Annotated in this window: 19 protein-coding genes; 13 read left to right on the top strand and 6 right to left on the bottom strand. The window is 67.4% G+C overall.

The annotated features are described in order from the left end of the window. Window positions 1–779 precede the first annotated feature (779 nt). Both N5C88_RS26960 and N5C88_RS26955 read right to left on the bottom strand, forming a co-directional pair. Complete coding sequence (locus N5C88_RS26960; RefSeq protein WP_251881070.1) at window positions 780–1,658, bottom strand: dienelactone hydrolase family protein; 879 nt, start codon at window positions 1,656–1,658, stop codon at window positions 780–782. Window positions 1,659–1,721: 63 nt separating this feature from the next. Continuing rightward, a complete protein-coding gene (locus N5C88_RS26955) occupies window positions 1,722–5,405 on the bottom strand; it encodes a DUF748 domain-containing protein (RefSeq protein ID WP_280016584.1) in 3,684 nt (1,227 codons plus the stop codon). Between the two features lie 170 nt (window positions 5,406–5,575). On the opposite strand from N5C88_RS26955, the gene moaC reads away from it, so the two are divergent. The 5 genes from moaC to glp are packed head-to-tail and all read left to right on the top strand — an operon-like array spanning window position 5,576 to window position 8,513. Further along, window positions 5,576–6,064 carry a cyclic pyranopterin monophosphate synthase MoaC gene (gene moaC, locus N5C88_RS26950; protein WP_042794830.1) on the top strand — a complete coding sequence of 163 codons (489 nt, stop codon included), beginning with the start codon at window positions 5,576–5,578 and terminating at the stop codon, window positions 6,062–6,064. After that, a complete protein-coding gene (locus N5C88_RS26945) occupies window positions 6,045–6,296 on the top strand; it encodes a MoaD/ThiS family protein (protein WP_059377940.1) in 252 nt (83 codons plus the stop codon). Before moaC ends, N5C88_RS26945 begins: the two co-directional genes overlap by 20 nt. 5 nt (window positions 6,297–6,301) lie before the next feature. Continuing rightward, the gene (locus N5C88_RS26940) at window positions 6,302–6,769 is read left to right on the top strand and encodes a molybdenum cofactor biosynthesis protein MoaE (RefSeq protein ID WP_059377938.1); all 468 of its coding nucleotides are present in this window, start codon (window positions 6,302–6,304) and stop codon (window positions 6,767–6,769) included. A 13-nt stretch (window positions 6,770–6,782) separates the two neighbouring features. Next, window positions 6,783–7,304, top strand: coding sequence for a molybdenum cofactor biosynthesis protein B (gene moaB, locus N5C88_RS26935; protein WP_054451576.1), 522 nt, complete (start codon window positions 6,783–6,785; stop codon window positions 7,302–7,304). Window positions 7,305–7,307: 3 nt separating this feature from the next. Then, window positions 7,308–8,513, top strand: coding sequence for a gephyrin-like molybdotransferase Glp (gene glp / locus N5C88_RS26930; protein ID WP_280016583.1), 1,206 nt, complete (start codon window positions 7,308–7,310; stop codon window positions 8,511–8,513). Here the strand turns inward: glp and mobA are convergent. From mobA to N5C88_RS26915, 3 genes are read right to left on the bottom strand one after another with little or no spacing between them, the layout of a single operon-like run. Continuing rightward, complete coding sequence (mobA, locus tag N5C88_RS26925; RefSeq protein WP_251881062.1) at window positions 8,498–9,112, bottom strand: molybdenum cofactor guanylyltransferase MobA; 615 nt, start codon at window positions 9,110–9,112, stop codon at window positions 8,498–8,500. The genes glp and mobA overlap by 16 nt on opposite strands. Further along, the gene (moaA, locus tag N5C88_RS26920; RefSeq protein WP_059377934.1) at window positions 9,105–10,208 is read right to left on the bottom strand and encodes a GTP 3',8-cyclase MoaA; all 1,104 of its coding nucleotides are present in this window, start codon (window positions 10,206–10,208) and stop codon (window positions 9,105–9,107) included. Before moaA ends, mobA begins: the two co-directional genes overlap by 8 nt. 35 nt (window positions 10,209–10,243) lie before the next feature. Continuing rightward, window positions 10,244–11,323 (bottom strand): substrate-binding domain-containing protein, encoded by a 1,080-nt coding sequence (locus tag N5C88_RS26915; protein WP_059377931.1) that lies wholly within the window; start codon window positions 11,321–11,323, stop codon window positions 10,244–10,246. Window positions 11,324–11,463: 140 nt separating this feature from the next. Here N5C88_RS26915 and N5C88_RS26910 point away from each other — a divergent pair, with 140 nt between their 5' ends. From N5C88_RS26910 to N5C88_RS26875, 8 genes are all read left to right on the top strand, one after another. Then, the gene (locus tag N5C88_RS26910; RefSeq protein ID WP_059377930.1) at window positions 11,464–12,021 is read left to right on the top strand and encodes a formate dehydrogenase subunit gamma; all 558 of its coding nucleotides are present in this window, start codon (window positions 11,464–11,466) and stop codon (window positions 12,019–12,021) included. Further along, window positions 12,018–13,589, top strand: a complete 1,572-nt coding sequence (locus N5C88_RS26905; RefSeq protein ID WP_118933771.1) for an NADH-quinone oxidoreductase subunit NuoF — start codon at window positions 12,018–12,020, stop codon at window positions 13,587–13,589. Before N5C88_RS26910 ends, N5C88_RS26905 begins: the two co-directional genes overlap by 4 nt. 13 nt (window positions 13,590–13,602) lie before the next feature. Continuing rightward, the gene (fdhF, locus tag N5C88_RS26900) at window positions 13,603–16,479 is read left to right on the top strand and encodes a formate dehydrogenase subunit alpha (RefSeq protein WP_059377926.1); all 2,877 of its coding nucleotides are present in this window, start codon (window positions 13,603–13,605) and stop codon (window positions 16,477–16,479) included. A 29-nt stretch (window positions 16,480–16,508) separates the two neighbouring features. Further along, window positions 16,509–17,330 (top strand): formate dehydrogenase accessory sulfurtransferase FdhD, encoded by an 822-nt coding sequence (fdhD, locus tag N5C88_RS26895; RefSeq protein ID WP_280016582.1) that lies wholly within the window; start codon window positions 16,509–16,511, stop codon window positions 17,328–17,330. Between the two features lie 18 nt (window positions 17,331–17,348). Next, window positions 17,349–17,606: a formate dehydrogenase subunit delta gene (locus N5C88_RS26890; RefSeq protein WP_118933773.1), complete on the top strand. Its 258-nt coding sequence runs from the start codon at window positions 17,349–17,351 to the stop codon at window positions 17,604–17,606. 110 nt (window positions 17,607–17,716) lie between these two features. Continuing rightward, the gene (locus tag N5C88_RS26885) at window positions 17,717–19,384 is read left to right on the top strand and encodes an OFA family MFS transporter (protein WP_059377919.1); all 1,668 of its coding nucleotides are present in this window, start codon (window positions 17,717–17,719) and stop codon (window positions 19,382–19,384) included. A 116-nt stretch (window positions 19,385–19,500) separates the two neighbouring features. Next, the gene (locus N5C88_RS26880; protein ID WP_251881058.1) at window positions 19,501–20,619 is read left to right on the top strand and encodes a class I SAM-dependent methyltransferase; all 1,119 of its coding nucleotides are present in this window, start codon (window positions 19,501–19,503) and stop codon (window positions 20,617–20,619) included. A 179-nt stretch (window positions 20,620–20,798) separates the two neighbouring features. Continuing rightward, the gene (locus N5C88_RS26875; protein WP_347881411.1) at window positions 20,799–21,464 is read left to right on the top strand and encodes a DUF1629 domain-containing protein; all 666 of its coding nucleotides are present in this window, start codon (window positions 20,799–20,801) and stop codon (window positions 21,462–21,464) included. Window positions 21,465–21,616: 152 nt separating this feature from the next. On the opposite strand, the gene N5C88_RS26870 is transcribed toward N5C88_RS26875, so the two are convergent. Beyond that, the gene (locus N5C88_RS26870; protein WP_118933776.1) at window positions 21,617–22,303 is read right to left on the bottom strand and encodes a DUF1345 domain-containing protein; all 687 of its coding nucleotides are present in this window, start codon (window positions 22,301–22,303) and stop codon (window positions 21,617–21,619) included. Window positions 22,304–22,325: the final 22 nt, after the last annotated feature.

Here is a 22,325-nt window from a genome sequence, read left to right as displayed (position 1 = left end):
CGCCGCGCCAGGCTCCATCATTTGAAACTTGACGTCAGCTGGGACGAACGGTGTGCTTAGGGTTCTCGCCGCCGTTGGGGTATGGCGATGGATCTTGCGGGGCCCGCCCCCCGGCCGGCCGCGCGGGCGGCCTCTGGGGGCTTACGCGGTGTCTTGCGATTCCCGATGGCGCTGCGCGCTGGTGAGGAGCGCTCTTGGATGTCACGGGCAATTTTTCGTGACGGCCCATCAAAGCGCGTTGGCAGGTCAATCGCCACTTGAACTCCAATGTCGGATGGGTGGCGCGCGTACGGGTCTTCATGCGCAAACGGCTGCCCGCCGCGCGCCACCCATCACCACCCCTCCCCCCTTGACGGCGACGCCAGAAGAAATCCAATCGGCGCATGCGCGCCAGCGATCACAATCACACTTAAAACGATGACGTATGTATTAATCGGCCGCCCGCGCGGCCGATTAATACGGGCGTCCAAGACTCGCCCCCGACCACGGCTCCAGCAGCGCAACAAGCCAAGACGCACGCAGCCCGTCGGCGCGGGCGGCGTGGCGGCTCGCAACCTCGATGCGCCCGAGGGAATCTGAAGGAAAGGCCGCAGGCCTTGACGAAGATGACGACGGGGGGGGCCGCCGAGGCCAGTCCGGAGCGAACGCTCCGGACCGCAATCGTGGGCGCGAGCCGCCACGCCGCCCGCGACGACGGGCGACCTACGAAGACTCGGGGAACCTACGAAGACTCGGGCGAACCCATAGCGCCCAAGAAGACCCAAACGAACCTACGAAGATCAAAGCCCGTTCTGCTTGAACCAATCCAACATCCGCGTCCAAGCCTGCTCCGCCTCAGCCTTCCGATAAGAAGGCCGATAATCCGCATGAAACGCATGCGGCGCGTCCGGATACACATCGATCCGTGAAGCCTTCGCCGCCGCCGGCCCCTGCGCCAGCTCCAGCCGCATCTTGTCCACGTCGGCCATCGAAATCCCGGCGTCCTTGCCGCCATAAGCCCCCAGCACCTTCGCCTTCAGGTCATTCACCTGGCTCAGCACCGATTTGGGCTTCAGTTCCGAAGGCTGCCCGCCCAACTGGCCGTACCAGGCCGCGCCGGCCTTGAGCTTCGGGTTGTGGGCCGCGTACAGCCATACCTGGCGACCGCCCCAGCAGAAACCCACGATGCCCAGCCGGTCCGGATTGCCGCCGTTGGACGCGGCCCAGGCCGCGGTCGAATCCAGGTCGGTCATCACCTGAGCGTCCGGGACCTTGCCGATGATTTCCGCCTGCAGCTTCGGGATCTCGGTGTATTTGGACGGATCGCCCTGGCGCGCGAAAAGTTCGGGCGCAATGGCCAGATAGCCCTGGTGGGCCAGCCGCCGGCACACGTCCTGGATGTACTCGTGCACCCCGAAAATCTCCGACACCACCAGCACCGTGGGCAAGTCCTTCTTGCCCTTGGGCGCCGCGCGGTATGCCGGCATCTTGCCGTCCTTGACCGGAATGTCCACCTTGCCGGCCACGAGGCCGCTGGCGTCCGTGGTGATCGTGGTCTGCGCCACGGCCTGGCCGGCCGCCAGCGAAAACCCCGTCGCCACCGTGGTGGCCATGAAACCCCGCCGGTTCAGCCGCAAGGGCGGAAGCAGGCTGTCGAAGTGCGCGTCCTGGTCATTCATCGAGAATCTCCTGGCAAAAAGCTGGCAGGGGCGGCTGGGCGCCGCCTCCCGGACCAGCCTGGTTCACTTCAGGGAGAAGTCCACGCGCGAGGGTTGCCCCTCGTCCTTGATGCCATCCGCGTCCAGTTGCGGCGCAACGATGAACACGCGATCCGCGAGTCCTTCCTGGGCTTGCAGCTTCTCATACACCGCCTGCGCGCGCGCATCGGCCAGTTGGCGCAACTGCTCGTCGCCCACCGGCGCCACGCTGCGCAGCATCTCCTCCATCTGCGCCGCCGGCACTGACTTGGACATGCCGATGAAATTGCGAGGCTTGTCCTTGATGTCCGTGTCGTCGTAGACCTCTTCCAGATACTTGGCACGCTCCGCGCCCGAGACCTCGACGCCCGCCGGGTTCGGCTTCTTGCCGCGCGGCGTGGTGGCGGCGGCCTTGGCGGCGCGGATCTTGGCGTCGACCCAGGCCTGGCGCAGGCCTTCCATGTCGGTCTTGGGATCGGCGCGGCCGCTGATGTCCATCTTCAGCGCCGGACGGTCCGTCAACGCCTTGGTCAGCGTGTCGATGCGTTGCAGGCTGTCCTCGGTCAGCGCCGCGCTGCCCGGCGCGAATTCCACGTACGACAGCTCCTCGCCGCCGCCAAAGGCCGAGGCCAGCAGGCTGAAGGGCGACGTAACCGCCTTGACCACCAGGTTCAGCAGCACGCGCACCACGATGCCGCCCACCGAGAACTCCGGATCGTCCAGCGAGCCGGAAATCGGCAGGTTGATGTCGATGTTGCCGCGCGAGTCCTTCAGCAAGGCCACGGCCAGCAGCACCGGCAGCTTGGTCGCGTCGGGGCTGTTGGTCTTGTCGCCGAAAGTCAGCTGGTTCAGCACCACGTGGTTGGTGGCCTGCAGCGCACGGTCCTTGATCTTGTATTCCAGGTCCACCGAGAGCTTGCCGCGCTTGATCGGGTAGCCCACGTACTTGGCCGAATAGGTGTTGAAGCGCGGCAGGTCCACGCCCTTGGCCGAGGCCTTCAGGTCCAGCGACAGGTACTTGGCGAAAGGCTGCACCACGCCGCTGATCGACAGCGGCGCGGTGGTGTAGACGCGGCCGGTGACCTTGACCTTGGCGGGCTGGGGATTGGTGGACGACACCGCCGTGATCGAGCCTTCGATGCTGGACAGCTCAGCCACGTAGTTGGGCTTGACGAAGCGGTCCGTGAAGGTCATGCGGCCGCGGTTCAAGGTGACGCTGTTCACCGAGATGTCCGGCATGCCCCCGCCCCCCTTGGCGGCGGGCGCCGCGGGTGGCGGCGCGGCGCTGCGGCCGGGGGTCTGCGTGTCCTGGGTGATGGAGCCGCCGGCCTGGCCGGGAGCCGCCACCAGGTCCATGACGTTCAGGCGGCCTTGCGCATTGAGCAGCACGCGGCCGTAGAAATCCTCGAGCGCGATATCGCCCAGCTTGGCGCCGATCTTGTCGCCGGCCACCGAGATATCCATGCCGGTAAAGCCCAGGCGCTTCCAGTTCAGGAAGTCATCCTTGTTGACGCGGTCCTGCAGGTCCACGCCGGTGACTTCGACGCCGCCCTTCCAGCTGGCCTTCATCGGCGCCGAGCCGGCCGCGGCGGCAAACTCCGCATTGCCCTTGGCGCCCAGCGTGATGGCGCGCACCGTGGCATTCAGGCTGGAGGCCGCATAGGGCGCAAAGGACGCGACATTCAGTTCCGACAGGTCCACCGAGGTTTTCACCGTCAGCGGCTGCGGCGTGAATGCGCCCTTGAGATCGAGCTTGCCATTGCCCTGGATGCCGGCGGCGGCCAAGGTGAAATTGCTCTGGCCCGGACCCATGGCCAGGCGGTCCGCGGTCACGCGCAGGCTTTGCAGCGCGATGTCCAGGGCGGGCTTGAGGGATTCGTCGCGGGCCTTGAATTGCGTCAGGTCGGCCTGCACGGCGCTGGCCGATGCGTCCACCGCGCCGTTCGTTTCCTTCACGTGGACCTGCGCGCTGGCGGCCAGGCGGCCGTCCAGCAGCGTGATCGGCGCCGCATTGCGCACGGCCGGCGCCAGGGGCGCCAGCGCGATGTTGCCCAGGCGCACGCCGAGTTCCAGCGACCGCGGCTTCAGGACCAGCGGCCCCTTGGCGCGCAGCCAGCCGCCGTCGGTGCTGTTGTCCATGGTCAGCCACAAATTGATGGGCTGGCCGGACACCTGCGGCAGGGCCACGCCCTCGACCGTCGCGGCCAGGCCGGTCATCACGTAGTCCAGCTTGCTGACCGCGTCGGTGACATAGACCTCGCCTTCGTGCAGATTGAAGGCGTCCAGCTCGACCTTCCATTCGGCGGGCGCGGGTGCAGGCGCAGGCTGGGGCGCGGCGGCGTCCGCGGCTGGCGTTCCTGCCGCAGCAGCCGTGGCGGAAGGGGCGGCGGGCGACCCCGCAGCGGGCGATCCCGCGGCGGGCGTACCCGCAGCAGGCGCCCCCGCGGCGGGCGTACCGGCGGCGGGCGCTCCCGCGGCGACAGGGGCCGCGGCGGCTGCCGCTGGCGCAGCGCCCTTGGCGGCGGCGTCCGCCGTTGCAGCCGGCGCGCCCTGGGCCGGCGCAGCGGCCGTGCCAGCCTTGCCGTCCGCCTTGGCGGGATTCAGGCCGCTGGCCTTGCGCAGCTTGTCGGCCACCGGCGTGGCGGTCGGCTCCACGCCGCCCAATCGTTTCAACCCGGCAACCACGTCCAGCCAGTTCAGGTTGGCATTGGCGTAGCGGCGCACGTGGATCTGCGGCGCCCACAGGCCCACCTCGCCCACATAGGCGTGGCGCGCGATGGGTTCCAGTTCCAGGCGGGTGACGGTCAGCGCGCTCCAGGCGGCGAGATTTGCCCCGGCGGTGTCGCGCAGGTCCAGCCGCCGCAGGCCCAGGTCGCCGACCACGCGGATCTTGGGCGGCGCGTCCTTGGGCTGCTCGAACACCACTTGCAGGTTGGAATCCAGCAGCGCGCTTTCCACCTTGAACGGCAGCGGCATGGGCCAGACGTCCGCCCACTTTTCCAGCTGCAGGCCATTGAAGGCCACCCGCAGCGTGGACGAAGGCACCTTGTCGAAGGGGCGCGCCACGCCGTTCAGATCGAAGGGGCTGCCGTTGATGCGCAGATGCACGCGCGGCTGCACGTCGATGTCGGTGGCGTAGCCGAAGGTGGAGATGAACGGCACGCCCACGCCCAGCTCGTCGACCACCTGCTTGCGGCCGGTGACCTTGTCATCCAGCGTGATCGTGCCGTTCTCGATCACCATGTTGTTCAGCGAGAAGCGCGGCAGCCCTGCGTCCGGCTTGGGCGGTTCCTCGGGCTGGGCGGCCGTCAATTCGGCCACTCGTTGCTGAATATCAGAGAAATTGAAGCGCGTGACGTCCTCGCGGACGATGGCGATGTTAGGCTCGCGCAGCGTCATTCGATCGACGACCGGCGCAAACCAGAACAGGGAGGTCCAGGCCGCGCTGACGTCCAGCTCGGCCAGCGTCAAGAGCGGTGTCTGCGAATCGGGCTGGGCCACGGCCAGGTCGCGCGCGCGGACCGTCAGCGTGAAAGGATTGAAGCTGATGTCGCCGACGGAGACGTCCCGCCCGATCATCTTGGAGACGTCCTGCACCAGGACGTTGTGCAGCACTTTGGGGACTTGCCAGGCGGCAACCCCGAAAAGGACCAGTACGAATGCCGCAATACCCAGAAGAATCTTGCCGACCCGGCGGGTTAACCGAAGTTTGGGCATCCGCAAGGGCATTGCGCGTCTCCTGATACGTGTGAAGGACGAGCGTTTCCGTCCTTCTAATGACTACAGGCGCGATTATCGCGCCCCCTGCACCGCTCGTCTATCATAGGCGTATCGATGGGCCGATCCGGCCAGCCGGGACCGCCCTTTTCAATCATTAACAATTATCGCTCCCGATTCCCATGTCCACGCCCACCCCAACCTTGAGCCACCTGGATGAAGCCGGGCAGGTCCGCATGGTCGACGTCATCGCCAAGACGGACACCGAGCGCGTGGCGATCGCCACCGCCAGCGTGCGCATGAACGCCGTCGCCTATGGCCTCCTGACCCAACCGGGCCAGGGCAAGGGCGAAGTCCTCAACACCGCCCGCGTCGCCGCCATCCTGGCCGCCAAGCGCTGCGCCGACACCATTCCGCTGTGCCACAGCCTGCCGCTGGCCTTCGTCGGCGTCGAGTTCGCGCTGGACGACGCCGAACACCGCATCGACGTGCTGGCCACCTGCCGCACCAGCTACAAGACCGGCGTGGAAATGGAAGCCATGATGGCCTGCAGCGTCGCCGCGCTGACCATCTACGACATGTGCAAGGCTGCCGACAAGGGCATCGTCATCGAGCAAGTTCGCCTTAAGTACAAGGCAGGAGGAAAAAGCGGTGAATGGCGCAACGATTAATCTTCTCTACTTCGCGCGCGTGGCCGAACTGGTCGGCAAGCGCTCCGAAGCCTGGCCCCTGGAAGGCGAGTCCACCGGCGCGCAGCTGCTTGCCGCGCTGGGCGAACGCTACCCCCAGCTGGCGCCCTCCGCGCGCCTGAAGCTGGCCATCAACCAGACCCACGCCAAGCCGTCCGCGCCCATCCGGGCCGGCGACGAGGTCGCGGTATTCGAACCCGTCACCGGAGGTTGAACGCCATGATCAGCGTCCAGGAAGCCGACTTCGACGGCGCCGCGCTCACGGCCGCGCTGCGTGAGAGCGCCGGCCCGGGCGTGGGCGGCATCGTCACGTTCGTGGGCTATGTGCGCGACTACGCGCCCGACACGCCCACCGATACGCTCTTTCTCGAACACTACCCGGGCATGTGCGAACGCGAGCTGGAAGAAATCGCCGCGACCGCCCGCGCGCGCTGGAACCTGGCCGGCACGGTCATCGTGCACCGGGTGGGCGCGCTGCATCGCAATGCCCAGATCGTCTTCGTGGCGGCGGCCAGCGCCCATCGCGGCGACGCCTTCCGCGGCTGCGAATACATCATCGACGCGCTCAAGACGCGCGCGCCCTTCTGGAAGCGCGAGACCCTCGCGGGCGGCAGCAGCTTCTGGGTGGAGCAACGCCAATCCGACCAGGACCGCACGCAGTCCTGGGATGAAGACACCACCGTCTAGAAGAGGAGAATCCATGAGCGACGAAAGCCTTGTTTCGCTGGCCTGCGCCGTACTGACGGTCAGCGACACCCGCAGCGCGGGCGACGACACTTCCGGCAATCTGCTGGCCCACAGCCTTGCGCATGCCGGCCACCAGTGCGTGCGCCGCGACATCGTCAAGGACGACATCTACCAGATCCGCCGCATCATGAGCGACTGGATCGCCGATCCCGAAGTGCAGGTGATCCTGACCACGGGCGGCACGGGCTTCTCGCATCGCGACCACACGCCCGAGGCCATCATGCCCCTGCTGGACCGTGAAATCCCCGGCTTCGGCGAACTGTTCCGCCAGATCTCGTACACCGAGATCGGCAGCTCCACCATCCAGTCGCGCGCCTTTGCCGGCTCGGCCAACCAGACGCTGATCTTCTGCCTGCCCGGTTCCAACAACGCCTGCGAAACCGCCTGGGCGCAGATCATCCGCGAGCAGCTGGACAGCAGCCACCGCCCCTGCAATTTCGCCACCCATTTCAAGCAACGCGAAGAAGACAACTGACCCATGCTGGATTTTGATCAAGCCCAGACCCTGCTGGCCAATGCCGCAGGGCCGCTGCAACGCAGCGAAGAGGTGAGCCTGGCCGATGCCGCCGGCCGCGTGCTGGCCGCCGATCTCACCGCCACCGTGGACATACCGCCCGCCGACAACAGCGCCATGGACGGCTACGCGTTGCGCGTGGCCGACTGGGGCGCCGGCGTGCGCCTGCCCATCCAGCAGCGCTGCTACGCGGGGGAAATGCCGGAACCGCTCAAGCCCGGCCACGCCATCCGCCTGTTCACCGGCAGCCTGATCCCGGAAGGCGCGGATACGGTTGTGATGCAGGAAGACACCGCCGAAGCCGACGGCCAGGTGGAAATCTCGCGCGCGCCCAAGCCCGGCCAGCACATCCGCCGCCGCGGCGAAGACACCATGGCCGGCGCGCCGCTGCTGGCCGCGGGCACCGTACTTGAAGCCGCCCACGTGGCGCTGATGGCTTCGCAAGGCCTGGCCCGCGTGCGGGTCGTCGGCCAGTTGCGCGTGGGCATCCTGACCACCGGCGACGAGCTGGTGCTGCCCGGCCAGCCGCGCGCGGCCGAGCAGATCTACAACTCCAACGGCCCCATGCTGGCCGCGCTGGCGCGCGGCATGGGCGCCCTGCCGGTGCACGTGCTGCACGCCCGCGACACCGAGGCCGACCTGCAGGCCGCCTTCAAGACGCTGCTGGCCGATTGCGACCTGGTGGTGAGCGTGGGCGGCGTGTCGGTGGGCGAACGCGATCTGGTCAAGCCCGCGCTGGCCTCGCTGGGCGGCGAACTGGCGCTATGGAAGGTGCGCATGAAGCCGGGCAAGCCGGTGGCGCTGGCGCAGATCGACGGCAAGCCCGTGGTCGGCCTGCCCGGCAACCCCGTATCGGCCTACGCCGTGTTCACCCTGCTGGTGACGCCGCTGATGCGCCGCATGCAGGGCCGCGACACACTATTCCCGCCGACCAGCCTGCTGCCCCTGCGCACCGAGCATCCGCGCCAGGACAGCCGCGAGGAATTCCTGCGCGTGCAGCGCCGCCTGGCCGACGACGGCAGCGCCGAACTGGTGCCCTACGGACATCAGGGTTCCGGCGTGATCAGCTCGCTGCCCTGGGCGACGGGTCTGGCCCGCCTGCCGGCCGACGTGCAAGTGCAGGACAAGGACCGGGTCGCCTACTACGACCTGCGTCACTGGCTGGCATAGCGCTCGGCCCGCGCCAGTTCATCTGGCGTGTTGACGTTCATGAAGGCATCGGGCGCGTCATCGAAGCAGGCTTCGACCGCGCCCGTTCTCGCCTGCCACAGCCCCACCTTGCGGTCCCCGGCCCGCAGGTACGCCAGCAGATCGGGCAATAGCGACGTGCGCAAGGCCATGCAGGCCGAATGGCGCTGTCCGTCCGCCACCGCATAGGCCATGGGCGCATTGGCCGACTCGGCCGCGCGCACCAGGCGCGCCGCCAGATCCGCGGGCAGGAACGGCGTGTCGCAAGGCGCCACCACCAGCCAGGCCTCGCGCTGCGCGGCCGCCAAGCCCGCGGCGATGCCCAGCAGCGGCCCTTGCCAGGCGCCCAGATCGGCTTCGCCGTCCCGCACGACGTCGCCGTAGCGGGCATAGAGATCCAGATGACGGTTGGCGCTGACGATCAGGCGCGACACCTGCGGCGCCAGGCGGCGCGCCACGTGCGCCACCATGGGTTCGCCGCGCAGCACGACCAGGCCCTTGTCCTGCCCGTGCATGCGCGCGCCCTGGCCGCCCGCCAGGATCAGCCCCGCAATTCCCTTGCTGGCAGGCGCTTCAGCCACCGATGTAGCTCATCTCGATCTTGCGCGCAGGATCAGCCATGTTGCGGCCGCGCAGCTCGGAATAATGGTCGTTGCGCCCCGCCCAGATGCCCGCGATGATGGCGGCGAGCTCGGCATCGCTGGCGCCGTCGCGCAGCGGCGCGCGCAGGTCGTAGCCGTCGTGCGCGAACAGGCACAGGAAGAGCTTGCCTTCCGGCGACAGGCGCGCGCGCGTACAGCCGCCGCAGAAGGCGTGCGTGACGCTGGAGATGACGCCGATCTCGCCGCCGCCGTCCAGGTAGCGCCAGCGTTCGGCCACGCGGCCCATTTCGCCGCTGGCCACGGGTTCCAGCGGATAGGCCGCGCCGATGCGGTCCAGCACTTCCTGGCTGGGCACCACTTCGGCAAGATTCCAGCCGTTGGTATTGCCCACGTCCATGTATTCGATGAAGCGCAGGATGTGGCCGGAATGGCGGAAGCGTTCGGCCATGGGCAGGATCTGCCCGTCGTTCAGGCCGCGCCGCACCACCATGTTGACCTTGACCGGCGCAAGTCCGGCCTCGGCCGCGGCGTCCACGCCTTGCAGCACGTCGTCGGGCGTGAAGCCGCTGTCGCTCATGCCCTGGAACATGGCCGGGTCCAGCGCGTCCAGGCTGACGGTGACGCGCGTAAGGCCGGCGCTCTTGAGGGCCGCGGCCTTGCGCGCCAGCATGCTGCCGTTGGTGGTCAGGGTCAGGTCCAGCGGACGGCCGGCGGGGGTGCGCAGGTCGGCCAACTGGCCCACCAGGTTCTCGATATGCTTGCGCAGCAGCGGCTCGCCGCCGGTCAGGCGGATCTTCTCCACGCCCAGTTGCGTGAAGATGCCGGCCAGGCGGCTGATTTCCTCGAACGACAGCAGCGCCGAATGCGGCATGAAGGTGTAGCTGCTGTCGAAGACCTCGCGCGGCATGCAGTAGGTGCAGCGGAAGTTGCAGCGGTCCGTGACCGATATCCGCAAGTCGCGCAGGGGACGCGCGCGCTGATCCAGCGCGGGCTGTCCGTGCGGCGGCAGTTCGCCGGGCGCCAGCGGGGCCAGCGGCCCGCTGCGGCGATCGGCAAGAAAGATCACTTTGCTCATGGGAGCATCATATCCCGGCGCATCGCGTTTCGCGCTCATGGAAAGGCCTCCTGCAACGACTGCAACCGGCCGGTGTCGCGGGCGTCGTAGCCCGCCAGCTGGCCGACGTAGCCGACGTAGTCCGGGCTGCGCATGATGGACAGCAGGTCGCGCATGGCTGGCGTCTCCAGCGAGGACTTGCGGATGGCGAAGAAATAGCGCTCCCGCACCAGCGGAATGAAGTCCAGTCCGAAGCGGCAGGCGGCCGTTTCCACCCCCACGCCCGTATCAGCCATGCCGCTGGCGATGTGCGCGGCGATGGCCATATGGGTGAATTCATTGGTTTCGTAGCCCTGGACCTCGCTGATCGAGACCCCCGCCCGCTGCAGCATCAGGCCTACCAGATAGCGCGTGCTGGAGCCGATCTGGCGGTTGACGAAACGCACGTCGGGCCGCGCCAGGTCGGCCATGCCGCGTATGTGCTTGGGATTGCCGGCGGTGACGAACAGGCCGGCATTGCGCACCGCCAGGTGGATCAGCATGTACTCGTCCGCATGCAGCCATTGGGCGTAGCGCTCCATGATGGGCGCTTCGAAATCGCCCAGCGGCACCTGGAAGCCCGCCAGGTCGCACTCGCGCCGCTCCAGCGAGGCCAGCGCCTCGATGGCGGTGCGGTAGCGCAGTTCCAGGCCCGGCTTGCGGTTGCCCATGTGCTGCATCAGCGACTCCACCGCGAAGCCGTGGCTGGCGTGCAGCCGCAGATGCGGGCCGCTCTCGGGCAGCAGGCGCTCCAGCTCTTCCTGCAGTTCCGAAGCCATGCTGTCCAGCGTGGGCATCAGCCGGGCCTCGATGCGGCGGTTGGCCCACAGCAGGCGCTGCGCGAACGGCGCCAACTGCGTGCCTTGCCGGCGGTTGGTGATGAGCAACTGCGTGCCGAAGATGGCCTCGAAACGGCGCAGCACGCCCCAGGCATGCCGGTACGACAAGCCACAGGCGCGGCAGGCCCCGGCAATATTGCCAGTGGCGTCAATGGCCGACAGCAGCGCCAGCATGTCCTGCAATGGCACCGGCGCCTGGTCGTCGTCTCCGCCCAGAGTCCATTGCGGCCGCAGGCCGATACGGAACTTATATGTCATTTATTTCTTATTGAAGACGGTGAATTACCCCGTTAGAGTACACAAATAATGTGGCTGGAGGGGTTTTTATATGCTTTTAAAAACATATAAACCCAAATAGCATCCAGCCCGGCACAACAGCAACGCAGGAGGAGACCGACGTGCATCAGCGCGAGGCAACATCCGATCTGGCATCCAGCGGCGGCGCCCGCGGCGGCCAGATGGCCCTGGACGCGGCCCAAGCGTCCCCCACCCCGGCCATCGCGGCCACCGCCCGCATACTCGCCCGGCTGAAGGACCAGCCCGGGCCCCTGCTGCCCGTGCTGCATGCGGTCCAGCATGAACTGGGCTGTATTCCGGCCGCGGCGGTGCAGACCATCGCCGAGGCCCTGAACCTGTCCCGCGCCGAGGTCCACGGCGTCATCACCTTCTACCCCCATTTCCGCAGCGAACCCGCGGCGCGCCACACCCTGGAGGTCTGCCGCGCCGAAGCCTGTCAGGCCATGGGCGGCGAACGCCTCGCCGCCCATGCGCGCACGGCGCTGGGCTGTGATTTCCACGCCAACAGCAAGAACGGCGATTTCACCCTGGAACCGGTGTATTGCCTGGGCCTGTGCGCCCAGTCGCCGGCGGTGATGATCGACGGCCTGCCCCATGCCCGCGTCACGCCGGAAAAACTGGACCGCCTGCTGGCCCGCACGCTGGAGGGTCAATCATGAGTTCCCCCATCGTCATCTACGTGCCGCGCGACGCCGCGGCGCTGGCCATGGACGCCGACACGGTGGCGCGCGACATCGAACGCGCCGCCGACGCCCGCGGCCTGTCGGTGCAGATCGTGCGCAATGGCTCGCGCGGGCTGCTGTGGCTGGAACCCATGGTCGAAATCACTACCCCGCAGGGCCGCGTCGCCTACGGGCCGGTGCAGCCCGAGGACGTCGCCGCGCTGTTCGACGCCGGCTGGCTAAGTGGCGGCGAGCATCCGCTGCGCCTGGGCCTGACCGAAGAAATCCCCTACCTGAAGCACCAGGAACGCCTGACCTTCGCCCGCGTCGGCGTGACCGATCCGCTGTCCCTGCAGGACTACGCCGCCCATGGCGGCCTGCAGGGTCTGCAACGCGCCCTGGCCATGGAGCCGGGGCAGATCGTCGACGAAATGGTGGCCTCGGGCCTGCGCGGCCGCGGCGGCGCGGCATTCCCGACCGGCATCAAGTGGAAGACGGTGGCAGGCACCCCCGGCGACCAGAAGTACATCGTCTGCAACGCCGACGAGGGCGACTCCGGCACCTTCGCCGACCGCCTGCTGATGGAAGGCGACCCCTATGTGCTGATCGAAGGCATGACCATTGCCGGCCTGGCGGTGGGCGCCACCTACGGCTATATCTACGTCCGCTCGGAATATCCGCAAGCCATCGACACCCTGGAAGCCGCCATCGCGCGGGCGCGCAGCGTGGGCTGGCTGGGCGATGACGTGCACGGCAGCGGCCGCCGCTTCGACATGGAAGTGCGCAAGGGCGCGGGCGCCTACATCTGCGGCGAGGAAACCTCGCTGCTGGAAAGCATCGAGGGCAAGCGCGGCGTGGTCCGCGCCAAGCCGCCGCTGCCGGCGATCTCCGGCCTGTTCGGCAAGCCCACGGTCATCAACAACGTGATTTCGCTGGCCACCGTACCCATCATCCTGGCCAAGGGCGCGGCCTATTACCGCGACTACGGCGTGGGGCGCTCGCACGGCACACTGCCGTTCCAGCTGGCCGGCAACCTCAAGCACGGCGGCCTGGTCGAGAAGGCCTTCGGCCTGAGCCTGCGCGACCTGCTCTACGGCTTCGGCGGCGGCAGCGCTTCCGGCCGGCCGCTGCGCGCGGTGCAGGTGGGCGGCCCGCTGGGCGCCTACCTGCCGGAATCGCAATGGGACGTGCCGCTGGACTACGAAGCCTACATCCAGATATCCGCCATGGTCGGCCACGGCGGGCTGGTGGCCTTCGACGACACCGTGGACATGGCGCGCATGGCGCGTTACGCGATGGAGTTCTGCGCCATCGAATCCTGCGGCAAATGCACGCCCTGCCGCATCGGCTCCACCCGCGGCGTGGAAACCATAGACAAGATCGTCGCGGGCGGCCCCGGCCGCGAGCAGCAGGTGCATCTGCTGCGCGACCTGTGCGACACGATGCTGGGCGGATCGCTGTGCGCGCTGGGGGGCATGGCGCCCTACCCGGTGCTGTCCGCGCTGAACCACTTCCCGCAGGACTTCGGCATCGAGTCCTCCCAGTCTGCCGCGCACGCGGCCTGAACCCGAGACCGACATGCTAGAAACCGTCATCAAGCGCGATCGCGACCTGGGCACGCCGGCGCGCGAGTCCGCCGTAACCGTCACCCTGACCATAGACGGCCAGGAAATCACGGTGCCCGAAGGCACCTCGCTGATGCGCGCGGCCGCCGAGGCCGGCATCAACATTCCCAAGCTGTGCGCCACCGACAGCCTGGAGCCCTTCGGTTCGTGCCGGCTGTGCCTGGTCCAGATCGAAGGCCGCCGCGGCTATCCCGCGTCGTGCACCACCCCGGCCGAGAACGGCATGGTGGTCTACACCGAAACCCCCAAGCTGCACGACCTGCGCCGCGGCGTGATGGAGCTGTACATCTCCGACCACCCGCTGGACTGCCTGACCTGCCCGGCCAACGGCGACTGCGAACTGCAGGACATGGCCGGCGTGGTGGGCCTGCGCAACGTGCGCTACGGCTACGACGGCGCCAACCACCTGAAGAGCGAAAAGGACGAGTCCAATCCGTACTTCACCTATGACGCCTCCAAGTGCATCGTCTGCAACCGCTGCGTGCGTGCCTGCGAGGAAACGCAGGGCACCTTCGCCCTGACGATCTCCGGCAAGGGCTTCGAATCGCGCGTGTCGCCGGGGCAGGACCAGCCCTTCCTGGATAGCGAATGCGTGTCTTGCGGCGCCTGCGTGCAGGCCTGTCCGACCTCCACCCTGCAGGAAAAGACCGTCATCATGATGGGCCAGGCCGAACACTCGGTCGTGACCACCTGCGCCTACTGCGGCGTGGGCTGCGGCTTCAAGGCCGAGATGAAGGGCCAGGAAGTGGTGCGCATGGTGCCCTGGAAGGACGGCCAGGCCAACCGCGGCCATTCCTGCGTCAAGGGCCGCTTCGCCTGGGGCTACGCCACGCACAAGGAACGCGTGCTCAAGCCCATGATCCGCAAGCACATCACCGACTCCTGGAAGGAAGTGTCCTGGGACGAGGCGATCAACTATGCGGCCTCCGAATTCCGCCGCATCCAGGGCCAGTACGGCCGCGATGCGGTCGGCGGCATCACCTCCTCGCGCTGCACCAACGAAGAAACCTGGCTGGTGCAAAAGCTGGTACGCGCCGCCTTCGGCACCAACAACGTCGACACCTGCGCGCGGGTCTGCCACTCGCCCACCGGTTACGGCCTGAAGCAGACGCTGGGCGAATCCGCCGGCACCCAGACCTTCGATTCCGTCATGCACACCGACGTGGTCATCGTGATGGGCGCCAACCCCAGCAGCGGCCATCCGGTGTTCGCCTCGCGCCTGAAGCGCCGCCTGCGCCAGGGCGCGCGCCTGATCGTGATCGATCCGCGCCGCATCGAACTGGTCAGTTCGCCGCACATCAAGGCCGACTTCCACCTGCAGGTGCGCCCCGGCACCAACACCGCCCTGCTGTCCTCGTTGGCTCACGTGATCGCCACCGAAAACCTGATCGCCGAGGACTTCGTGGCCGAGCGCTGCGAAGCCAAGGCCTTCAAGGAATGGCGTGACTTCGTCTCGCTGCCTGAGAACTCGCCGGAAGCCATGGAAGAAATCACCGGCGTGCCGGCGCAGGCCGTGCGCGGCGCGGCGCGCCTGTATGCCACCGGCGGCAACGGCTCGATCTACTACGGCCTGGGCGTGACCGAACACAGCCAGGGCTCCACCACCGTCATGGCCATCGCCAACCTGGCCATGGCCACCGGCAATATCGGCCGCGAAGGCGTGGGCGTGAACCCGCTGCGCGGGCAGAACAACGTGCAGGGCTCGTGCGACATGGGCTCGTTCCCGCATGAGCTGCCGGGTTACCGCCACATTTCCGACAACACGGTGCGCGCGCAGTTCGAGCAGGACTGGGGCGTGACCCTGCAGCCGGAACCCGGCCTGCGCATCCCCAACATGTTCGAGGCCGCGCTGGGCGGTTCGTTCAAGGGCCTGTACTGCCAGGGCGAGGACATCGTGCAGTCGGACCCCAACACGCAGCACGTGGCGGCGTCCCTTGCTGCCATGGAATGCATCGTGGTGCAGGACCTGTTCCTGAACGAAACCGCCAAGTACGCCCACGTGTTCCTGCCCGGCTCCTCGTTCCTGGAAAAAGACGGCACCTTCACCAACGCCGAACGCCGCATCTCGCGCGTGCGCAAGGTGATGGAACCCAAGAACGGCAAGTCCGACTGGGAAGTGACGGTGGCGCTGTCCAACGCGCTGGGCTACCCCATGAATTACAAGCATCCCAGCGAGATCATGGACGAGATCGCGCGCCTGACGCCGACCTTCACCGGCGTCAGCTATGAAAAGCTGGACAAGCAGGGCAGCCTGCAATGGCCCTGCAACGACGAAGCGCCCGATGGCACGCCCATCATGCACATCGACGAATTCGTGCGCGGCAAGGGCAAGTTCATGATCACCAAGTACGTGCCCACGGACGAGCGCAGCACGCGCCGCTTCCCGCTGCTGCTGACCACGGGCCGCATCCTGTCGCAGTACAACGTGGGCGCGCAGACCCGGCGCACGCCCAACGTCATGTGGCATGGCGAGGACGTGCTGGAACTGCATCCGCAGGACGCCGAGGACCGCGGCGTGAAGGATGGCGACTGGGTCGGCATCCAGAGCCGCGCGGGCGAGACCGTGTTGCGGGCCACGCTGACCGACCGGGTGCAGCCGGGCGTGGTATACACCACCTTCCATTTCCCCGAGTCCGGCGCCAACGTCGTCACCACCGACAGCTCCGACTGGGCCACCAACTGCCCCGAGTACAAGGTGACGGCCGTGCAGGTCACGCGCGTGTCCCAGCCTTCGGAGTGGCAGCGCCAGTGGTCGCGCTTTGCAGACATCCAGCAAAAGCTGCTGCGCGAGCGTTCGCGCGAAAGCGAGGCGGCGCTGACCGGGAAATAACCCTCAGCCCGAACCGCCAGGACGCCGCCATGCCCACGCCCCCGCCTTCCCGCCCCGACTGCACGCAGGTACAGGTCACCCGCGTGCGGGGCGGCGCCCTGGTCCCCGGGGTCGAAGCCGACTCCGTGGCCGAGGAAACGCCGGTCGCGCTGGAGTTCAACGGCATCAGCCACGCCACCATGCTGGCCACGCCGGCCGACCTGGAAGACTTCGCGGTGGGCTTCGCGCTGTCCGAGGGTATCATCGACGGCGTCAGCGACGTGCGCGGCATCGACCTGCTGCCGCAATGCGACGGCATCGTGGTCCAGCTGGAAATTTCCACCGCCTGTGAAGTGCGGCTGAAGTCGCGCCGCCGGGCCATGGCCGGGCGCACCGGCTGCGGCCTGTGCGGCGTGGAGACGCTACCCGAAGTGCTGCGGCCGGTGGCGCCCGTCACCAACGGCTCGCCCGTGCGCATCCAGGCCGTGCTGGCCGCCATGCGCGAAATGCGGGCGCGCCAGGCGCTGCACGAAATCACCGGCGCCACCCACGCCGCGGGCTGGGCCGGCGCCGACGGTACGGTCGCGCTGGTGCGCGAGGACGTGGGGCGCCATAATGCTCTGGACAAGCTGGTCGGCGCCCTGGCGCGCCAGGCCATGCATGCCGGCGACGGCATCGTCGTGGTGTCCAGCCGTGCCAGTTTCGAAATGGTGCAGAAAACCGCGGCGGCCGGCGTGGCCGTGCTGGCCTCGGTGTCCGCGCCCACGGCGCTCGCCATCCGCCTGGCCCAGGACGCCAATGTCAGCCTGCTGGGCTTTCTGCGCGGCGACGACGCCACGCTGTACACCCACCCATCACGCATCACCCCCTGAACTGGACCTGACCCAAGCATGGAAATCGGCAATCTGATCCGCATGGCCAACCGCATCGGCCAATTCTTCGAAGCCATGCCCGACCGGCCCGAGGCCCTGGAAGGCGTGGCCAACCATATCCACAAGTTCTGGGAGCCGCGCATGCGCAATGAGCTTCTGAACTTTCTCGAAAGAAGTCCGGACGGCAATGCTGGCGAGGAACGCCTGCACCCGCTGGTGCTGGAAGCGGTCACGCAGAACCGGCAGCGCCTCACGCCGCTCGCCCGTGTGGCGTAACGCCATAGCGCCCGGCAAGACGACAGAAACACCACAAGAGAAAAAGGCGGCGGGACCGGCCGGATGCCGGACCACGCATGCCAATGAGCGGCGCCAAAAGAGGAGACAACATGCAAAGCACTGCCACGCTGGACCTGCCCGGTTCAAAGCCGGGTTTTTTCGATAAGGAACGCACCATCGCCGGCCCGGGCTTCTCGCGCTGGCTGGTTCCCCCTGCCGCCCTTGCCATCCACCTGTGCATCGGCATGGCCTATGGCTTCTCGGTGTTCTGGCTGCCGCTGTCCAAGGTGGTGGGCGGCGCCAAGCCGCTGGCCTGCCCCGCGGACATGAGCCTCGTCGCCGAGCTGTTCGCCACCAATTGCGACTGGAAGATTTCGACCATGGGGTGGATGTACACCCTGTTCTTCGTGCTGCTGGGCTGCTCGGCCGCGCTGTGGGGCGGCTGGCTGGAACGCGCGGGCCCGCGCAAGGCGGGCGTGGTGTCGGCCCTGTGCTGGTGCGGCGGCCTGGTCATCTCCGCCATGGGCGTGTACCTGCACCAGATGTGGATGCTATGGCTGGGCTCGGGCGTCATCGGCGGCATCGGCCTGGGGCTGGGCTACATCTCGCCCGTGAGCACGCTGATCAAGTGGTTCCCCGACCGCCGCGGCATGGCCACGGGCATGGCCATCATGGGCTTTGGCGGTGGCGCCATGATAGGCGCGCCGCTGGCCGACCTGCTGATGCGCCACTTTGCCACGCCTGAATCGCCGGGCGTCTGGCAGACCTTCCTGACCATGGCAGCGGTGTACTTCGTCTTCATGATGTCGGGCGCGCTGGGCTACCGCGTGCCGCCGACCGGCTGGAAGCCCGAGGGCTGGACCGCGCCGGCCAAGCATGCCGGCAACGCCATGATCACCAAGGGCCACGTCCATGTGCAGCGCGTCTGGGGCGTGCCGCAGTTCTGGCTGGTGTGGTGGGCGCTGTGCCTGAACGTCACGGCCGGCATCGGCATCCTGGGCATGGCCTCGCCGCTGCTGCAGGAAGTGTTCGGCGGCGGCCTGATCAACCAGCCTGAGCTGGGTTACTCGCAGCTGGACAAGAACCAGCTGGCGGCCATCGCCGCCATCGCCGCCGGCTTCACCGGCCTGCTTAGCCTGTTCAATATCGGCGGCCGCTTCTTCTGGGCCAGCCTGTCCGACAAGCTGGGCCGCAAGACCACCTACTTCATCTTCTTCGTGCTGGGTTTCGCGCTGTATTCGGCCATCCCCTGGACCGCGCACATCGGCGCGCTGGCTCTGTTCGTGGCCGCTTTCTGCATCATCCTGTCTATGTACGGCGGCGGCTTCTCCACCGTGCCGGCGTACCTGGCCGACCTGTTCGGCACGCAGATGGTGGGCGCCATCCATGGCCGGCTGCTGACGGCCTGGTCGGCGGCGGGCATCTTCGGGCCGGTGCTGGTGAACTACATCCGCGAATACCAGCTGTCCATCGGCGTGCCGCGCGCCCAGGTGTACGACATCACCATGTACATCCTGGCGGGCATGCTGGTGCTGGGTTTCCTGTGCAACCTGGCGATCCGGCCCGTGAATCCCAAGTACTTCATGAATGACGAAGAACTGGCGCGCGAGAAGGCGCTGGCCCACGAACGCGCGGTCGCCACGGAAACGCACGGGGTCGGAACATCCGCGTTCCGCACGCCGGCGGCGCTGGTGGTGTTCGCCTGGGCCTGCGTGGGTATCCCCCTGGCCTGGGGCATCTGGATCACGCTGCAGAAGGCGGTGGTGCTGTTCCACTGAGCCAGGCGGGTGCCGCGACGGGGCGCGAAGCTGCTACATTGGCAGCCCGCGCCCCTTCTTTTTGCTTTCTCCATGACCACCCTGCCCCGCGCGCCCCGCCTTGCTGGAGCGACACGTTGACCGTCCCTGAAATCCGCTGGGAAGAAAACCAGACCCCGCACGCCGCCCGCTGGCGCTCCGAATCCGGCGCCGCGCCGCCCAAGCGCGTGGTGGTGGCGGACGACACCATGACCGCCGACATGGCCTACCGCCAGGCCTGCGAAGGCGTCGGCCTGCTGTGGCGCGGCGATTTCCAGAATGCGCGGCAATTGCTGCAAGCCATCACGCGGCGGGTCGACAAGCGTCCCCGCAAACCCGTGGACAGCCTGCTGGACGCCTTCAACCAGCACCGCCAGATCCAGTCGCAGCGCGCCCGCATCCTGGGCATGCTGCTGATTCCGTTCGACGCCGGTCACGGCATTCCGCTGCGCCGCGCGCCCGACGCGCGCCTGGCCTGCGAGGAAGCCCACGGTCCCGCCGCCGAGCCCTACGTCGCGTCGCTGCGCGAACTGCTGGGCCTGATCGGCGCCTTCGAATGGCGCAAGAAAGGCGTGGAGATTCCCGCACTGAATGCCCGCATCCATCCGCACTACGGCGTGTTCTCGCCGCTGCGCGGCGAGTACGTTGACCTGGTGGCACGCACCCCGATGCCGCGCGGCAGCGTGGCCTTCGACATCGGCACCGGCACCGGCGTGCTGGCTGCCGTGATCGCGCGCCGCGGCGGCAAGCGCGTCATCGCCACCGACATGGATCCGCGCGCGCTGGCCTGCGCCCGTGAAAACCTGGAGCGCCTGGGCCTGTCCAAGCAGGTCGACGTCGAACAGACCGACCTGTTCCCCGAAGGCCGGGTGTCGCTGATCGTCTGCAACCCGCCCTGGCTGCCCGCCCGCCCCAGCTCGCCCGTGGAGCATGCCGTCTACGACCCCGACAGCCGCATGCTGCGCGGCTTCCTGAATGGACTGGCGGCGCATCTGACGCCCAACGGCGAAGGCTGGCTGATCCTGTCGGACCTGGCCGAGCATCTGGGCCTGCGCAGCCGCGAAGCGCTGCTGGAGATGATCAGCCAGGCCGGCTTGCGCGTGATCGAGCGCATCGACACGCGTCCCACTCACGGCCGCGCGCAAGACGCGAGCGACCCGCTGCATGCGGCGCGTTCGAAGGAAGTCACGTCCTTGTGGCGCCTGGGCGCGGCCTGACGCGGCCCGGCCTGACGCAAGACCCAGGGGCGCGGCCCCAGCGCGTGCTATGAACTTTGGAGTAGGTCGGCAGCATTTCCCAGCATCGGCATGCTGAAGACCACTTCGACGGAACTTGTGGCTGCGCCCAAGCCCCGCCAGCATCGGCTCAACCGCATTCCCGTTCTGCCCCCGCATCCGTGATGGAAGCCACCGTGACCGAACCGACCGCCATTGAAGTTTCAGCCGAAGCCGCATCTCATAAGGGCGAATTTTTCCTGATCGACGCCAGCTTCTTGGGAAACGGCAGGGTTCCCGGCATCGAGATCGCCAACGAAGAGAAGCTGATCGATCCGGGGACGAACGTCGTCTCGCGTCCTGATGGAATGCCGGATCAGTATCCGGAGCGTCCCCGCCTGGTTCATGTACCGGAGAAGGGCGGAATGCCACGCGATCTGGAAGAGCTCGCTGGCATATGGATTGTGTCGGAGCCGTTGAAGCAACTGTTTGAGCAGTTGGACGCCGAGGCGTTTGCATTTGTGGCATGCGACTTCAGCCTTGCTGACGGCAGCCCCGCCCCTCAGTACTACCTAGGCAATGTGCTGCGCAGACTCGATGCCCTGGATGAAGCCTCTTCTCGCGTGAGGATCAAGCTCGACCACAATTATCAGACCGGCGAGGGCGAGAAACTTTATAGCCTCGTCGGCGGAGCCAGCTTGGTGTTCAAACAGGATGTTGTGGGAGATGCCCATATCTTCCGCCAGGATCGCATGGGAGCACCTCCCATCTGCGACCGCGCGATGTTTGACGCATTGAGTGCGGCCAACTTCTCCGGCGTACGGCTGCGCGATGTAGCCGATATTTAGAGCGTGTTATGAACTGTGGAGCAGGTTGGCAGCATTTCCCGGCATCAGCATGCTGAAGACCACGAACCGAAGCCCCGCCAGTCTGTTGGCTAAGGGCGGCAGGCTGTCACCCAACTACGGTCGGGCGATCGCGGCAAAGTTCATGACACGCTCTAGGCCCGCCCCGCCGCCACGTTGACGCTGATGGCGATGATGAAGACGTTGAAGAAAAAGGCGATGACGCTGTGCGTCAGCGCCGTGCGGCGCAGGCGCCGGTTCACGATCTGCACGTCCGACACCTGGAACGTCATGCCCAGCACCAGCGCGAAATAGGCGAAGTCCCAGTAGTCCGGATCTTCCGTGCCGGGAAAATCCAGCCCCTTGTGCATGGCGTTGCGATGACCGTAATAGCCATGCGCGTAGTGCAGGGCGAAGATCATGTTCATGTAGAGCCACGACAGGATGATGGTCGCGGCGGCCGCCAGCATGGCCAGCACGCTGCCCACGCCGCTCTCCCCCCGCAGCTCCACCCACAGCGCCATCATCACCATGCAGGACAGCGCCACGCTGCTCCACAGCACGCCGGTGCGCCCCACGTCCTGCTGCTGCGCATGCTGGCGCATGGCCGCCGCGCTGGTTCGGCCGAACACTCGCGCCGTCATCAGCAGGAACACCAGCGCCCCCGCATCGAATCCCAGCAATAGCGCCAGGACCCATGGCACGCCCAGGGCGTACAGCCCGCCCGCCGTGACCAGCAGCAGCGCCGCACACCCGACCAGGCGCCGATGCGCATGGAAGAACGGCAGGGCGGCGCCGGCAGCGGAATCGTCCTCGGGCTCGAAATCCTTGAGCGGCGGCATGCGGCGCTCCTTTTGGTGTGAG

It is taken from the genome of Achromobacter sp. GD03932, from assembly GCF_029839485.1.
GTDB classification, from domain to species: domain Bacteria; phylum Pseudomonadota; class Gammaproteobacteria; order Burkholderiales; family Burkholderiaceae_B; genus Achromobacter; species Achromobacter bronchisepticus_A.
This window is presented reverse-complemented; position numbering and strand designations above follow the sequence as displayed.

Bases quoted from the DNA above. Each gene is read 5' to 3' on its own strand.
- glp (WP_280016583.1), top strand. From the start codon at position 7,308: ATGCTGGATTTTGATCAAGCCCAGACCCTGCTGGCCAATGCCGCAGGG.
- N5C88_RS26890 (WP_118933773.1), top strand. From the start codon at position 17,349: ATGGAAATCGGCAATCTGATCCGCATGGCCAACCGCATCGGCCAATTC.
- moaA (WP_059377934.1), bottom strand. From the start codon at position 10,208: ATGAGCAAAGTGATCTTTCTTGCCGATCGCCGCAGCGGGCCGCTGGCC.
- N5C88_RS26915 (WP_059377931.1), bottom strand. From the start codon at position 11,323: ATGACATATAAGTTCCGTATCGGCCTGCGGCCGCAATGGACTCTGGGC.
- fdhF (WP_059377926.1), top strand. From the start codon at position 13,603: ATGCTAGAAACCGTCATCAAGCGCGATCGCGACCTGGGCACGCCGGCG.
- N5C88_RS26870 (WP_118933776.1), bottom strand. From the start codon at position 22,303: ATGCCGCCGCTCAAGGATTTCGAGCCCGAGGACGATTCCGCTGCCGGC.
- fdhD (WP_280016582.1), top strand. From the start codon at position 16,509: ATGCCCACGCCCCCGCCTTCCCGCCCCGACTGCACGCAGGTACAGGTC.
- N5C88_RS26940 (WP_059377938.1), top strand. From the start codon at position 6,302: ATGATCAGCGTCCAGGAAGCCGACTTCGACGGCGCCGCGCTCACGGCC.
- N5C88_RS26955 (WP_280016584.1), bottom strand. From the start codon at position 5,405: ATGCCCTTGCGGATGCCCAAACTTCGGTTAACCCGCCGGGTCGGCAAG.
- N5C88_RS26905 (WP_118933771.1), top strand. From the start codon at position 12,018: ATGAGTTCCCCCATCGTCATCTACGTGCCGCGCGACGCCGCGGCGCTG.
- N5C88_RS26885 (WP_059377919.1), top strand. From the start codon at position 17,717: ATGCAAAGCACTGCCACGCTGGACCTGCCCGGTTCAAAGCCGGGTTTT.
- N5C88_RS26960 (WP_251881070.1), bottom strand. From the start codon at position 1,658: ATGAATGACCAGGACGCGCACTTCGACAGCCTGCTTCCGCCCTTGCGG.
- moaC (WP_042794830.1), top strand. From the start codon at position 5,576: ATGTCCACGCCCACCCCAACCTTGAGCCACCTGGATGAAGCCGGGCAG.
- moaB (WP_054451576.1), top strand. From the start codon at position 6,783: ATGAGCGACGAAAGCCTTGTTTCGCTGGCCTGCGCCGTACTGACGGTC.